At 60.8% G+C, this 13,343-nt stretch carries 12 protein-coding genes; 7 read left to right on the top strand and 5 right to left on the bottom strand.

The window, feature by feature from the left end; translation table 11 throughout:
- The first annotated feature begins 5 nt into the window (after nt 1-5).
- From R5R33_RS11890 to R5R33_RS11900, 3 genes are all read left to right on the top strand, one after another.
- Complete coding sequence (locus R5R33_RS11890; RefSeq protein ID WP_318952919.1) at nt 6-1,226, top strand: hemolysin family protein; 1,221 nt, start codon at nt 6-8, stop codon at nt 1,224-1,226.
- A gap of 175 nt (nt 1,227-1,401) precedes the next feature.
- Nucleotides 1,402-1,692, top strand: a complete 291-nt coding sequence (locus R5R33_RS11895; protein ID WP_318952920.1) for a hypothetical protein — start codon at nt 1,402-1,404, stop codon at nt 1,690-1,692.
- A gap of 173 nt (nt 1,693-1,865) precedes the next feature.
- Nucleotides 1,866-2,432 (top strand): CBS domain-containing protein, encoded by a 567-nt coding sequence (locus tag R5R33_RS11900; RefSeq protein WP_318952921.1) that lies wholly within the window; start codon nt 1,866-1,868, stop codon nt 2,430-2,432.
- Nucleotides 2,433-2,465: 33 nt separating this feature from the next.
- Here R5R33_RS11900 and R5R33_RS11905 read toward each other — a convergent pair whose 3' ends face one another.
- Nucleotides 2,466-3,149, bottom strand: a complete 684-nt coding sequence (locus R5R33_RS11905; RefSeq protein WP_318952922.1) for a 2OG-Fe(II) oxygenase — start codon at nt 3,147-3,149, stop codon at nt 2,466-2,468.
- Nucleotides 3,150-3,265: 116 nt separating this feature from the next.
- Nucleotides 3,266-5,047, bottom strand: a complete 1,782-nt coding sequence (locus tag R5R33_RS11910; protein ID WP_318952923.1) for an SLC13 family permease — start codon at nt 5,045-5,047, stop codon at nt 3,266-3,268.
- A 328-nt stretch (nt 5,048-5,375) separates the two neighbouring features.
- Between R5R33_RS11910 and gcvT the strand changes: the two genes are divergently transcribed.
- Together gcvT and gcvH are read left to right on the top strand one after the other, a co-directional pair.
- Nucleotides 5,376-6,464, top strand: coding sequence for a glycine cleavage system aminomethyltransferase GcvT (gcvT, locus tag R5R33_RS11915; RefSeq protein WP_318952924.1), 1,089 nt, complete (start codon nt 5,376-5,378; stop codon nt 6,462-6,464).
- A 95-nt stretch (nt 6,465-6,559) separates the two neighbouring features.
- Nucleotides 6,560-6,949: a glycine cleavage system protein GcvH gene (gene gcvH / locus R5R33_RS11920; RefSeq protein ID WP_318952925.1), complete on the top strand. Its 390-nt coding sequence runs from the start codon at nt 6,560-6,562 to the stop codon at nt 6,947-6,949.
- Nucleotides 6,950-7,005: 56 nt separating this feature from the next.
- Here the strand turns inward: gcvH and ptsP are convergent, their stop codons facing one another.
- Complete coding sequence (gene ptsP, locus R5R33_RS11925) at nt 7,006-9,285, bottom strand: phosphoenolpyruvate--protein phosphotransferase (protein ID WP_318952926.1); 2,280 nt, start codon at nt 9,283-9,285, stop codon at nt 7,006-7,008.
- 102 nt (nt 9,286-9,387) lie between these two features.
- Nucleotides 9,388-10,089, bottom strand: a complete 702-nt coding sequence (gene rppH, locus R5R33_RS11930) for an RNA pyrophosphohydrolase (protein WP_318952927.1) — start codon at nt 10,087-10,089, stop codon at nt 9,388-9,390.
- A gap of 228 nt (nt 10,090-10,317) precedes the next feature.
- Here rppH and R5R33_RS11935 point away from each other — a divergent pair, with 228 nt between their 5' ends.
- A complete protein-coding gene (locus R5R33_RS11935; protein WP_318952928.1) occupies nt 10,318-11,010 on the top strand; it encodes a histidinol-phosphatase in 693 nt (230 codons plus the stop codon).
- Between the two features lie 87 nt (nt 11,011-11,097).
- On the top strand, nt 11,098-12,321 hold the full coding sequence (locus R5R33_RS11940; RefSeq protein WP_318952929.1) for an imelysin family protein: 1,224 nt from the start codon (nt 11,098-11,100) through the stop codon (nt 12,319-12,321).
- Nucleotides 12,322-12,394: 73 nt separating this feature from the next.
- Here the strand turns inward: R5R33_RS11940 and R5R33_RS11945 are convergent, their stop codons facing one another.
- Nucleotides 12,395-12,928: a DUF882 domain-containing protein gene (locus R5R33_RS11945; protein ID WP_318952930.1), complete on the bottom strand. Its 534-nt coding sequence runs from the start codon at nt 12,926-12,928 to the stop codon at nt 12,395-12,397.
- Between the last annotated feature and the right edge of the window lie 415 nt (nt 12,929-13,343).

Below are 13,343 nucleotides of genomic sequence, written 5' to 3' on the forward strand. Positions count from 1 at the left end.
TTGCCATGCTGCTACTGATCATCTACGTACTGGTCGCACTGGGGTTTTCCTTTCTCTGTTCCATCGCCGAGTCGGTGATTCTCAGTGTGACCCGGCCCTATATTTCGCTGCTGGAACGTGACGGGCACAAATCCGGGCGGCTGTTGCGGCAGTTGAAAGATGATATCAACGCGCCGCTCGCGGCGATTCTCACCCTCAACACGGTTGCCCACACCGTCGGTGCCGCCGGCGCTGGCGCACAGGCGGCGGCGGTATTCGGCAGCCACTATCTCGGTATCGCATCTGCGATTCTGACGCTGTTGATCCTGGTGTTTTCCGAAATTATTCCCAAGACACTGGGGGCACTGTACTGGCGTCAGCTGGCACCTGTCAGCGCTTACGTGTTGCGCTATCTGGTGATACTGCTAAAGCCATTTGTGTGGCTGTCGGAGTGGCTCACCCGCGGGCTTTCCCGCGGTCCGGTATTGACCGGGTTCAGTCGCGAGGAGTTTGCGGTAATGGCGGAGCTCGGTGAGGCGGAGGGGCAGCTGGAGCGCCACGAGTCCAGTATTCTGCACAACCTGTTTTTTACCCTGCGGGATCACACGGTGCGCGAGGTGATGACACCGCGCACCGTGGTGTTTTCCCTGTCCCAGGATATGACCCTTGAGGATGCTTACGAGGCGGTGGAGAACAGTCGATTTTCCCGTATTCCCATCTACGAGCACGATGACACGGATCTGGTGGTGGGGTTTGTGTTGAAACAGGACCTGCTACAGGCGTATTGCCGCGGCGAGCGCGACAGCCAGCTGCGGGTGCTGCGCCGGGATCTGTTGATGCTGCCGGAAACCGCCGCCATTTATCAGGCATTTCACAAGATGCTGGCGCGGCGGGTACAAATCAGTGCGGTGGTGGACGAATACGGCGGTCTCGAGGGGCTGGTGACGCTCGAGGATATTCTCGAGACCCTGTTGGGGGAAGAAATTGTGGACGAGGCGGACAAGACCCCCGACCGCCAGGAACTGGCCAAACGCCTGTGGCGCCTGCGCGCGCAACGCCACGGTCTGCGGGTGGATGAAGCCGCCCGGCGCGAACAGGAAGGCCCGGATCCCCAGGAAAAACTGCGCGAGGAAATTCGCCGCCAGTTGCAGGAGAGCGAAAATTTGCTTGGGGAACAGGATTTCCCTGCACGCGATAGCGACGCACCTGCTGCACATAAATCTGCGGATAAAAAAGAAAAAAAATAGAACGCCGACGTGATTTGACGGTCTCAGTGACCGAGAACCGCAGCGGATTTTCCTGCCAAATGTGTTTCCAGAGAACGATATTTTGCAACGGTTCATCGCAAGCCACTTGAAAAAGACCGCCAGTGGACGGATAACAACCTAACGAAAACAACGAATTACCTGGTGAGCCTGTAACGTGCGTTTCGGAATCCTGTTAATACTGCTGCAATCCATGCTGCTCTGCGCCGAAGGCCGCGCAGAGTCGCAACTGTTGCAGCTGGATTCCTCTGACAAAGTCGTGCGTGTGCTGCTGCTGAATAGCAGCCAACAACAGCAGGAAGAGACCGACGATCCCGCCGCCGTTGCGCCACCGCAACCCAGGATCATCCTGGCTGCGGTCGCCGCACCGGATTCAAAACCTGTCGCTATCCCGTCTTCCGCGGCGCGCGCCGCACACTCCATCCGCGGGCCTCCTACCCGGCAATAATTTTCCTTTGTTGATCTGTGTTATCGAATGGTGTCGGCGGCCATCTATTGAGCTGATGGCTCTCCGCTTCGCCGCTGGCACCAACAGAATAATCGGGCTCAAACATACGGGATTTCCCGCTTTATCCCGACAGCTGCAGTTTGCGCCCGGACAAACCGAAGAGAATTGTTGTTATGAAAAAACTGGATCTGATTCCGCTGGAAGATGCGGACCAACTGGTTTTCCCGGAAGAGTTTCACGAGCTCACACTGAATTCCCCGGCGCTCAAATTCGTCACGGATTTCAAGAAACACCATCCGGCGGTGCTGACCGCTTCCATGTCGGCGCTGGATGCCGCGCAGGTGCTGCGCACCGGACACCTGTCATGGGTACTGGTGATGGATCATCGCGGGGATTTCACCGGCCTGCTCACCGCGGAAGATGTTTCCTACCAGCGAGTGATGCAGTGTGTAGCGGCGGGGCAGAACCGCGGTGACCTGACGGTGGGTGACCTGATGCGCCGCCGCAACCGCCTGCAGCAGTTGAGCTACCAGCAGTTGCGCAGTGCGTCGATCCGGGATGTGCTGGAAACCATGCGCCGCGGCGGCCAGCGCCACTGCCTGGTGGTGGATGTGGACAATCATCACGTACGCGGAGTGATCAGCGCGGAAGATGTGACGGCACGCCTACACATGGAGTATCCGATCGACAGACCGGAGAATTTCGCCGAACTGCTGCGCGCGGTGGCGGCAGTCCACTAAAAGAAGCTTATTTTTACTTTATCGAACCGGCCCTCAGCGGGCCGGATCGATGGTCTCGCCGAGACTGTTGTTCACCCGGAACCAACCGGTAACGCTATAGCGCGGCCGGTTGCTGGTCAGCACCTCGTGGGGGAATTCCTCCGACAGGAAGATCACCATCTGCCCGAAGCGCGGCGCCACCTTTTCAATTACCGTATCGCTGTCCGGCGCATAGATCTGCAGCTCGCCGCCATCCTGCGGTTGCCAGTTCGGTGTCAGGTACAGCACGGTACTGACGATGCGGTTGGTACTGCCCTTGAAGGCATCCATGTGCTTTTTGTAATAGCTGCCGCGGTCGTAGCGCGCGTAGTGGCACTCGTAGTCGAACAGGCCGAGGAACAGCCTGCGGTTAAGCCCCAGGCGCAAAGTTTCTGCCCAGTTTAGATAGGCCACCACGGCCGGGTTGGATTTATCCAGCCAGAAAATTTCATCGGTACGCACAAACTGGTTCAGCTGGTGTTCCTGATCACGGCCGACGCCGGCGCTTTGGAAGCGGGCGCGGTCGATGGAGCGGAAGTGCCGCAGCAGCGATCCCAGCAAGGCCGGCGGCAGCGGCGCTGGCAGTACGATATAGCCAGTTTCGCGCAGTGCGCTGGCAATGCGGTCCAATGGATCTTCATCATCGGGGCCGCGGCGCCAGATTTCATCAGCGGGGATGGGCAGGGGTACAGCGTTCAATCGGGTATTCCGCGAAGGGCCGGAGCGGCGGGTTGGGGAGGTCGCTATTTATACAGACGAGGCCGCTTTATACCGCTGAAGGCTCAACCGCGCCAGCAAAAATACCCGGTGCGCGCTTATTTCACCGCTGTAAGATCCCAGCCGGTGAGCAGGACGGTGATGGTCACCACGCCCACCAGCAGGTTCATCGGCAAACCCACCTTGAGATAATCCGAAAACTGGTAACCGCCGGGGCCATATACCATCAGGTTGGTCTGATAACCCAGGGGGGTGGCGAAGCTCGCGGAGGCGCCCATCATGATCGCGAACATGAACGGTTCCGGGTTCAGTCCGGCGCTGCCGGTCATCTGCAGTGCGATGGGTACCATGATGATGGCAGCGGCGTTGTTGGTGATCATCTCCGTGAGCATGGATACACACAGGTACACCAGCACCAGCATCAGCCAGGGATGGCCGTAGGACAGGGAGATGACGTTTTCTGCTATCGCCGCGGCGACACCAGTTTTCTGCAGGGCCACACCCAGGGCAAAGGACGCAGAGATGGTGATGAGTACCGGCAGGTCGACGCTCTTCTGGGCCTGATTTACCGAGCAGCAGCGGAAAATCAGCATGGCGCCGGCGCCGAGCAGCGAGGCGTTCAGCATGCTGATCACGCCGGCACCAGCGGCGAGCACAATGGCGATGAGGATCAGCCAGGCGGTGAGGCCTTTCTCGTGGCGCGGACTCTCCGCTTCCAGGTCGTTGATCAGCAGGAAGTCCCTGCTGTAGCGCTGGCGCAGTACGAAACCCGGACGCGCTTCCAGCAGCAGGGAGTCACCCGCTTTGAGCTTGATGCTGCCGAGATTGCCCGGTACCCGCCGGCCCTCGCGCGCCACCGCCAGCACCGCGGCGCCGTAGCGCTTGCGGAACTCGGAGTCGCGAATACTGCTGCCGATGACATCGCAGTGCGGGGATACCACGACTTCCACCAGGCGGCGCTCTTCTGCGGGGGCTTTTAGGGAGGCCTCGCCGTCGGCGTGATCCGAGGGCACGATGCCCCGCAAACGCAGCAGGTCTGAAATGGCTTCGGTATCGCCGGCAAACACCAGGCGGTCGCCACCGCGCAGGCGCTCGTCGGGGCGCACCGGCGCAATGGCGCGGTCGTCGCGCTCAATTTCCACCAGGTAGACCCGTCGCAGTCCACGCAGGCCAGCACTTTCTACGGTCTGACCGACCAGTGGGCCGTTGCGGTCCACCGCCACTTCCAGGGTGAATTCCCGCAGGTTGCCGAAGGGCTTTTTCTCGCGGCGGTCCGGCAGCCAGCGGGGGAAAAAAATCAGCATGAATATCACGCCGATCAGGGCGGCCGGCAGCCCCACGGCGGCGATGGAAAACAGCGAGAAGCCCTCATTACCGGTAAGGGACTGGTACTGGCCATTGACCACCAGGTTGGTGCTGGTGCCGATCAGGGTGAGGGTGCCGCCGAGAATGGCACCGTAACTAAGTGGGATCATCAGCTTGGAGGGCGCCACGTCAATGCGCTTGGCCCAGGCGTTCAGCGCCGGGATCATGGTGGCCACCACCGGGGTGTTGTTGAGGTAACCGGAGAGCGCCACCACCGGCGCAAATACCCGCAACATGGCGCCGCGGGTAGTCTTTGGCCGCCCCAGAAGATGTTTGACCATCATGTCGATACCGCCGGAGGCGTGGATGCCGGAGGCCACCACAAACATGGCGGCGACAGTAATGAGGCCACTGTTACCAAAGCCGGCGAGCGCTTCATCCGGGGTGAGAATACCTGAAGCACTCAGTAGCGCGAGCGCTGCCATCATCACCAGATAGGCGGGGATACGGGTAAAAATCAGGGTGGCCAGTACGGCAAATACGAGAATAAGGGAAAACCAGCCAGACCAGTCCATAGCAGTGTGTATTCGTTCTTAGAGGCAATTGACGGCTAAAACTACTGCAATCGCTTTAGCACCAAAAGTTCTTTTTTCACATATTGATATAGCGGCACTGCCGTGGGTGCACAGGGCCAGGGGGCGAACAGTGCTGCGTGACTGGGCAGAAGGGGAACAAACGCTGCTTAACAATGGCGTCCGGGTAATATTTTCCACTGCGGCTGCTAGTCTTTGCAGAGTATTGGCATCTGGTATCCGCCGCGGCGGCGCCGGTAGAATACGCGGCTTTGCCGGCGGGCTGCAGCCCCGCTTCCACTTCGTTTTACGACACGGGATTCAGCACAGAATGGGAAATAAAACCGCGCTTTACGATGCCCACGTTGCCATGGGCGGCAAAATGGTGGACTTCGGTGGCTGGGACATGCCGCTGCACTACGGTTCACAACTGGAAGAGCACCACAAGGTGCGCAACGACGCGGGCATGTTCGACGTTTCCCACATGACCGTCGTGGATGTGGATGGTGCTGGTGCGCGCGATTACCTGCGCACCCTGGTGGCCAACGACGTGGCTAAACTCGACGGCAACCCGGGCAAGGCGCTGTATACCGGCATGCTGAATGACAAGGGTGGCGTGGTGGACGACCTGATCGTGTACCTGCGCGATCCCAGCTACCGTGTGGTGGTGAACTGTGCCACCCGCGAGAAAGATCTGGCGTGGATGAACGAACAGGCCAAGGCCTTCGACGTGACCCTCACCGAGCGTCCGCACCTGGCAATGGTCGCCATCCAGGGCCCGCAGGCCATCGACAAGGTGAAGCAGGTACTCGACATCGAGTGGACCTCCGCCATCGAAGGGCTCAAGGTGTTCAGCAGCGTCGCCCGCGGCGACTGGTTTGTGGCGCGCACCGGTTACACCGGTGAAGACGGCCTGGAAATCATGCTCAACAACGAAGACGCCCCCGGTTTCTGGCAGGCGCTGGCGGATGCCGGCGTGGCTCCCTGCGGCCTCGGCGCGCGCGACACCCTGCGCCTGGAAGCGGGTATGAACCTCTACGGCCACGAGATGGACGACGATACCTCGCCGCTGCAGGCCAACATGGCGTGGACCATCGCCTGGGAGCCGGCAGAGCGTAAATTCATCGGTCGTGAAGCGCTGGAGCAGGAAAAAGCCGCGGGCGTTGCCAACAAACTGGTGGGCCTGGTACTGGAAGAGCGCGGCGTTCTGCGTGCGGGACAGCAGGTTGTGGTAGACGGCACCGAAAGCCGCGGTATCATCACCAGCGGCACATTCTCCCCCACCCTGGGTTACTCCATTGCCATGGCCCGGGTGCCGGTGAGTGTTGGCGACACAGCGCAGGTAGAAATCCGCAACAAACTGATTCCGGTGCGGGTGGTGAAGCCGAGCTTTGTGCGCAACGGCAAACCGTTGGTGTGAGCCCGGTGAGAGCGGCGCCGCCGCCCACCGAATTAAAAACTGAATACACTGTTTAGCAGATTATTTTTGAGCCAATTTTTTTGAGGGAATAGCTCATGAGCGAGATTCGCAGCGAACTGAAATACGCCTCCAGCCACGAGTGGGCGCGTCTGGAAGAAGACGGCACCGTAACCGTGGGCATCAGCGACCACGCCCAGGACGCACTGGGTGACGTGGTATACGTGGAAACCCCGGAAGTGGGCCAGACCCTGTCCGCCGGTGAAGAAGCTGGTGTGGTTGAATCCGTGAAAGCTGCCAGCGACATCTACTCACCGATTTCCGGTGAAGTGGTTGCGGTGAACGAGGCTCTGGAAGACGCGCCGGAAACCGTAAACTCCAGCCCTTACGACGACGGCTGGTTCTTCCGTATCAAGCCGAGCGATGAAAGCGAGCTGGACAAGCTGCTGGACGCGGACGCTTACAAAGCGGAGAGCGAAGAGGACTGATTTTCCTCTTGTGCAGATTCAAAAACGCCGGGCAGAGCCCGGCGTTTTTGTTTCCGTTAACTGTTCGAACTGGGCTCAGTCTGTTTGGGCTGCACCAGCCCGCCGATCCCCAGATCCTCCAGATAGCCCCGCAGTTTTTCCTCGATCTGTTCCGGGGACTCCATCAGCAGTACCTGTTGCAGCAGGCGATCCAGATCCGATTTGTTCACTTCCCTGAGCGCCGCCTTTACCCGGGGCAGGTTGGTAGCGTTCATCGAGAGCACGTCGTAGCCCATCGCCACCAGCAGCAGCGCGCCGCCGGGGTCGCCGGCGAGTTCACCGCAGATGCCCACCTTGGTACTGGTTTCGTGACCAGCGGTCACCACCTGCAATAGAGCCTGCAGCACCGCGGGGTGGTAACTGTGATAGATACTGGCGACGCGGCTGTTGTTGCGGTCCACCGCCAGCAGATACTGGGTCAGGTCATTGCTCCCCACCGACATAAAGTCCACGCGCTTGGCCAGTTCGCGCGCCTGGTATACCGCGGAGGGGACTTCCACCATGATGCCGAGAGGTGGCCGCTCAATCTGGTAGCCCTCCTCGAGCAATTCGTTGTAGGCGCGGTCCACCAGTCTGCGCGCGGCTTCCAGCTCGCCCACGCCGCTGATCATCGGCAGCATGATGCGCAAATTGTCGAGGCCGACACTGGCTTTCATCATCGCGCGCACCTGCCCCAGGAAGATTTCCGGGTGGTCGAGGGTCACGCGGATGCCGCGCCAGCCGAGGAAGGGATTGGTTTCCTCGATCGGGAAATAGGTCAGTGCCTTGTCGCCGCCGATATCCAGGGTGCGCATGGTGACCGGACGCGGGGCGAAGGCTTGCAGTTGTTCGCGATAGATCTCGCGCTGCTCCTCCTCCGACGGAAAGCGGTCCCGCAGCAGGAACGGCACCTCGGTGCGGTACAGGCCGACACCTTCGGCGCCACGCTCCAGCGAGCGCACCACGTCCGCCATCAAACCGGTGTTTACCCACATGCGCACGCGGTGGCCGTCGGCCGTTTCCGCGGGAAGCTTGGCGAGGTGATCCAGGTTGCGCGCCAGTTCGCGCTCTTCCTCGACAATGGCGTCATAGCGACGCTTGAGTTCCGGGCCGGGGTGTATGTGCAGTTCGCCGCGGTAGCCATCCACCACCAGGTCCACACCATCCACCTGTTCCCACGGCAGCTCCTGGGCGCCCATTACCGCGGGCACACCCATGGCGCGGGCAATGATGGCGACATGGCTGTTGGCGGAACCCTTGACCGAGACCAGACCGGCGAGTTTTTCCCGCGGCACTTCGGCCAGCACCGAGGCGGTGAGCTCCTCGCCGATCAGGATGGTGTTTTCCGGGTAATCGCGCCGGCTCTGTTCCTGCTGTCGCAGGTGCATCAATACCCGCGCGCCGAGATCGCGCACATCGGCGGCGCGGTCGCGGAAATAGGAGTCGGACATGGCCTCAAAGCGACGCACATGTTCCAGCATCACCTCTGCCCAGGCACGGCTGGCGGTGAGCTGCTGGCGGATGCGTTCGCACACTTCGACGGCGATGGAGCTGTCGTCGAGCATGCTGATATAGGCGTCAAAGAGGGCGCGCTCTTCCTTGTTCAGGTCGTTCTTGAGGCGCTCGCCCACATCGCGGATTTCGCTGCGCGCCGCACTCAGCGCCTGGTGAAACAGCGCCAGTTCGGCTTCGGTGTCCATACTGCAGGCATAGGGCACTGCGGCCAGATTGGCGGGCGGGGCGATGATGTGGGCGCGGCCGATAGCGATGCCGGGGGAGGCAGCGAGGCCGGTAAATTTGGTTTCGTTGCGCTGCTGGCCGATGTTGGCAAGGGCACCGGTGGCCTCGGCGTGGGCGATGACCCCGGCGAGCTGCGCGGCGAGGGTGACGAGATAGGCCTCTTCGCCCTCGTCGAAACGGCGTCGCTCCGCCTGCTGCACCACGAGTACGCCGAGTACAGCGCGGTGGTGAATGATGGGGGTGCCGAGAAACGAGGAGAAACGCTCTTCGCCGGTGGCGGGGAAATACTGGTACGCGGGGTGGGCTTCGGCCTGTTCGAGGTTGATGGGTTCCTCGCGGGTGACAACGTTACCCACCAGACCCTCGCCGGGTGCCAGGTGCACCTGGCCGACCGCATCCGGGTTCAGGCCCTCGGTGGCCATCAACACGTAATTGCCGGACTGCTTGTCGCGCAGGTACACAGAACACACCTTGGTGTGCATGTCCTCCCGTACCCGGCGGACAATGATGTTCAGTACCGACGGCAGGTCCCGTGCGGTGTTGACTTCCTGAACGATACTGCGCAGTGATCCAAGCAAAGTGGCTTTCCTCGCCTTTTTCATCCGGCTCCGCGCTGTGGCGGAGCCCCGCTGGGCCGTTGCCGGCCCGTGCTGCCCGGTGCAGTCCGGGTGGACACGGGCTTATTGGTCGCGATTCAGCCAGCGTCTTTCCAATTGTATTTGCGTGGGCGCAAGCTCGGTAAGCGCGCGCCGGTAGACCTCCCGTTTGAAGGTCACGACCTTGGTCAGTGGGTGCCAGTAACTCACCCATCGCCAGTGATCAAATTCCGGTTTGTAACCGTTATTGAAGCTGATGTTGCTTTCATCGGTGTCCAGCTGCAGCAGAAACCATCTCTGCTTCTGGCCGATGCACAGCGGTTCGGAGCGCTTGCGCACCAGCCGCGATGGCAGGCGGTAGCGCAACCAGCTGCGGGTACTGCCGAGCAGGGTGACCTGACTGCGGGTCAGCCCGATTTCCTCGTACAGTTCCCGATACAGCGCCTGTTCTGCGGTCTCACCGGGATTGATCCCCCCCTGGGGGAATTGCCACGCGTCCTTGCCGCCTACCCTGCGCGCCCAAAGGGCCTGTCCACGCTCGTTCAGGACAATGATGCCGACGTTGGGGCGGAAGCCCTCGCTGTCGATATTGCTGCTGTTGTCCGAAACGGTACCAGCGGTCTCCACGCCCGGCCTGCGGGCAGGTTTGCCGCCGGATTTGTCCTGTTGCGCGGAGGGTCTGGCGGGTCTGCGGCGGTTCTTTCGCCCGGCGGATGTCTGCTTGCCGTCGCCCAAAATGCCGTCCTCAATTTTTCGCGGTGTGGATTGCCGGGGCCATTGGATCACCCCGCACACCATAATGTTCTGCATTGTTCCACAGGGACCGATTTACGGCAATTCAGTGACGCCGGTCGGTGTAAGTGCGCCGCCGCCGGGGTAAAATCTCCCGCCTTGGGCCCTCTCAACGCATGCGCTCAGAACCGGTTTGGGTACCCGGCTTGATACAGCCCCGAAATGGAATTGTCGGGCGTCAAAAATGCCCCCGGTGCCCTATAGTCAAACAAGGAGATTTTTGTGCAGCTGGCGATTTTTGATCTGGATAACACCCTGATTGGTGGCGACAGCGATCACGCCTGGGGCGAATTCCTGGTGGCGCGCGACTGCGTGGATAGCGAGCGCTTCCGCAGTGAGAACGACCGTTTCTACCGCGACTACCAGAGCGGTGTCCTGGATATCTTCGCCTACCTGTCATTTGCGCTGGAGCCGTTGGCGCAGTTGTCCCGTGGCCAGTTGCAGAACCTGCAGCGGGAATTCATGCAGGAAGTGATCAGCGAGATCTGGCTGCCCCATGCCGAGACCCTGATCCAGCGTCACCGCGACGCCGGCCACCACATCATGATCATTACCGCCACCAACCGCTTCGTGGTGGAGCCCATTGCCGCGCGTTTGGGCGTGGACACCCTGCTGGCCACGGAGCCGGAGGAAGTGGATGGCCACTTTACCGGGCAGGTGGCGGGGCATCCCTGTTTTCAGGAGGGCAAGGTTGTGCGTCTGCAGCAGTGGCTCGACCAGCACCCGCAATACGCCCGCGGCGAAAAGTGGTTTTACAGCGACTCCATCAACGACCTGCCACTGCTGTCGCAAGTGGAACACCCGGTGGCGGTGGACCCGGACATACGCCTGCGCGATGAGGCGCTCAGCCGTGGCTGGCAGGTGATCAGCCTGCGCGGCGACACCGAAGCCTTTGCCAGCGCGATGGACATTTGAGCGGGCGAATATTCGACGTACACGGCGCAAACGTATCAGCCAGATAGATCGAACCAGACACTCAGAATTCAGGGACTCCGAAAGCACGTGAAAAACGCAGTCAACAAGCCTTATTTCTCCCGCATAACTCCGTTCCCGCGCGCAAAGTTGCCGCTGGCAATGGCGGTGTGCGGGCTGCTGCTGGCGGGCGCCGGTTGCGAGCGCAAACAGGTTGAAACCGAAGTGGAACAGAGCGCGCCGGCGGCTACCGTACCGGCCGTCAATGTAGCGGCGGCCGAAGCCTTTTCCTCCGAATACTGGCAGGCCGGACAGGCCCAGGTGATTGACGCCGCGGCAGCCGCTCAGGCGCTCGCGCGCGCGGTCGCGCAGCTGCTGGAATCGCCGACCGAAGACAGCCTGGAAACGGCCAAGCTGGCTTGGCTCGACGCACACCGAGAAATGGCCGCCTCAATGCCGTTTATCAAGGTGGCCTTCTCACCGGCCGACCTGCAGCAGAGCGGTAACGAACTGCTGCTTGCGCTCGACAGCTGGCCGGCGCAGGCCGGTTATCTGGATACGGTACCGGGATATTCCAGCAGTGGCATTGTCAACGACACTGCTATCGAGCTGACGTTGGCCAATCTGCGCAAGCAGCACCGCCTCACCGCCCACGAAGAAGCCAGCACCGGCTTTCACGCACTTGAGATCATGCTCTGGGGCCCCACCAGTGAACGCAGTGCCGAACAGTTTGTTGCCGCCAGTGGCGGTGAACAACCGGAAGCCCTGGCGGCCAATCGCCGCCGCGAACTCACTCGCCTGATCGCCCAGGGCATCGACGAGGACCTGGCGCAATTGTCCGCGCGCTGGCCGGTCACCGCCAACGACCTGTCCCAGCGCTACCTGGCGCAGGCACCGGTGGCGCGGGTGCAGAGGATTCGCTCTGCGCACCTGGACATGCTGCGCAACGAAGTGCTGCCGCGTCTGCCGGAAAGCTCCGAGAGCGACGTGGAAAGCGGCCACGCGGCGGACTCCAAGCAGGCGCTGCTGGCGATGTTGCGCAACCTGCAGGCCTGCTGGTTGCCCGAGGGCGGCGGCGGTCTCGCCGATCTGTTACTGGACCGTCACCAGACCGCCGCTCTGGCGAAGACCTTCGGCGAGCTGGAAGAGCGACTGCTCAAGATGGAAGATCCCATTGAACTCGCCGCCCCGGCGGAACTGCAGCGCAGCCGGCAGCAGGTCGATGCGCTGATCGGATTGATCTCCGGCGACACCCAGGTTCCGGCGCGGGATGAGGAAATGACGCCGGTGAGTCTGCAGGCGCCAGAGGAATAACCAGACTTTTGAATCAGGCATAAAAAAACCCAGGCAAAGCCTGGGTTTTTTCGTTGTCGGTCGCGATCGGCGCTTACCAGCGGCGAACCGGGCCGGTATCTACGTGCACGAAGTTGCTCTTCGGGTAGTAGCCCACACCGCCGGCCTTCAGATCCAGCGCGGCCTGGCGCAGTTTGGCCAGCGGGACACCCGGCATGCGGATATCCAGTGCCATACCGCGGGTGTGATAGCTGCGGCGTGCCACACCGCGACCCGCTGCACGCAGCTTGGCGTTGGTCTTCGGTGAACGGTAGCCGGAGATGATCTCGACCTCACCGTTGTAGTTCAGCTTTTCTTTCAGCTTGTACACGATGTCGAACAGCTTCGGATCCATGCGCGTCACTTCGTTGGCGCGGTGGTCACGCAGCAGGCGGTTGAATTGCTTCAGGCCGCTGCTATCGTAGTCGCCATCGGCCCAGAAAGCGGTGCTCAACCGCTCACCGGTGTGCAGATTGCGCATCTTGAGGGCGCGTGCATTACCCACTTTGGCCAGTGCCGGGCCGGCCGCAACTGTCGCCGCGGTCGCTGCAGAAACTGCCAAAAACCTGCGTCTGGAAAGTTCTTTCATACCCTGTTACCGCCTCTGGTTTAGTAATTCGTGATGCCTGTTAAAGCCTCTGAATCTCGAGTAGCTTCGTTGGCTACTCTCAATGCCTGCACTGTACAAAAAATAATCTTTGGTTACAAATCGATCAGGTGTAATGACAAATTGATCGTAAAACAGTCTGGCTATTTTTTTCTAGCACGCTACGCGTCACGGATTTTTTTTGCCCGTACGTGTGTATAAGCACGGCTTTTCATGGTGACAACGCTGTCATTGTTGGAACTTTATTTTTTCGCGACCGGCTGGTTCGGATTTGGGCGTTTCCGGTGCTGTGGGGGGCAACTGTTACGGAAAGCTACGGTGGATAAGGCTTTAGCGGCAGGTCGGTATTGAAAAAGGGAGGCTTCAATATCGTCGGAGGGGAATTTGCGCCGACGCC

Origin of the sequence: Microbulbifer pacificus (assembly GCF_033723955.1) — a bacterium.
Lineage (GTDB): Bacteria > Pseudomonadota > Gammaproteobacteria > Pseudomonadales > Cellvibrionaceae > Microbulbifer > Microbulbifer pacificus.

Excerpts from the sequence above, each read along its gene's own strand:
- gcvT (WP_318952924.1), top strand. The coding sequence starts at position 5,376 with ATGGGAAATAAAACCGCGCTTTACGATGCCCACGTTGCCATGGGCGGC.
- R5R33_RS11890 (WP_318952919.1), top strand. The coding sequence starts at position 6 with ATGCTGCTACTGATCATCTACGTACTGGTCGCACTGGGGTTTTCCTTT.
- gcvH (WP_318952925.1), top strand. The coding sequence starts at position 6,560 with ATGAGCGAGATTCGCAGCGAACTGAAATACGCCTCCAGCCACGAGTGG.
- R5R33_RS11945 (WP_318952930.1), bottom strand. The coding sequence starts at position 12,928 with ATGAAAGAACTTTCCAGACGCAGGTTTTTGGCAGTTTCTGCAGCGACC.
- R5R33_RS11900 (WP_318952921.1), top strand. The coding sequence starts at position 1,866 with ATGAAAAAACTGGATCTGATTCCGCTGGAAGATGCGGACCAACTGGTT.
- R5R33_RS11910 (WP_318952923.1), bottom strand. The coding sequence starts at position 5,047 with ATGGACTGGTCTGGCTGGTTTTCCCTTATTCTCGTATTTGCCGTACTG.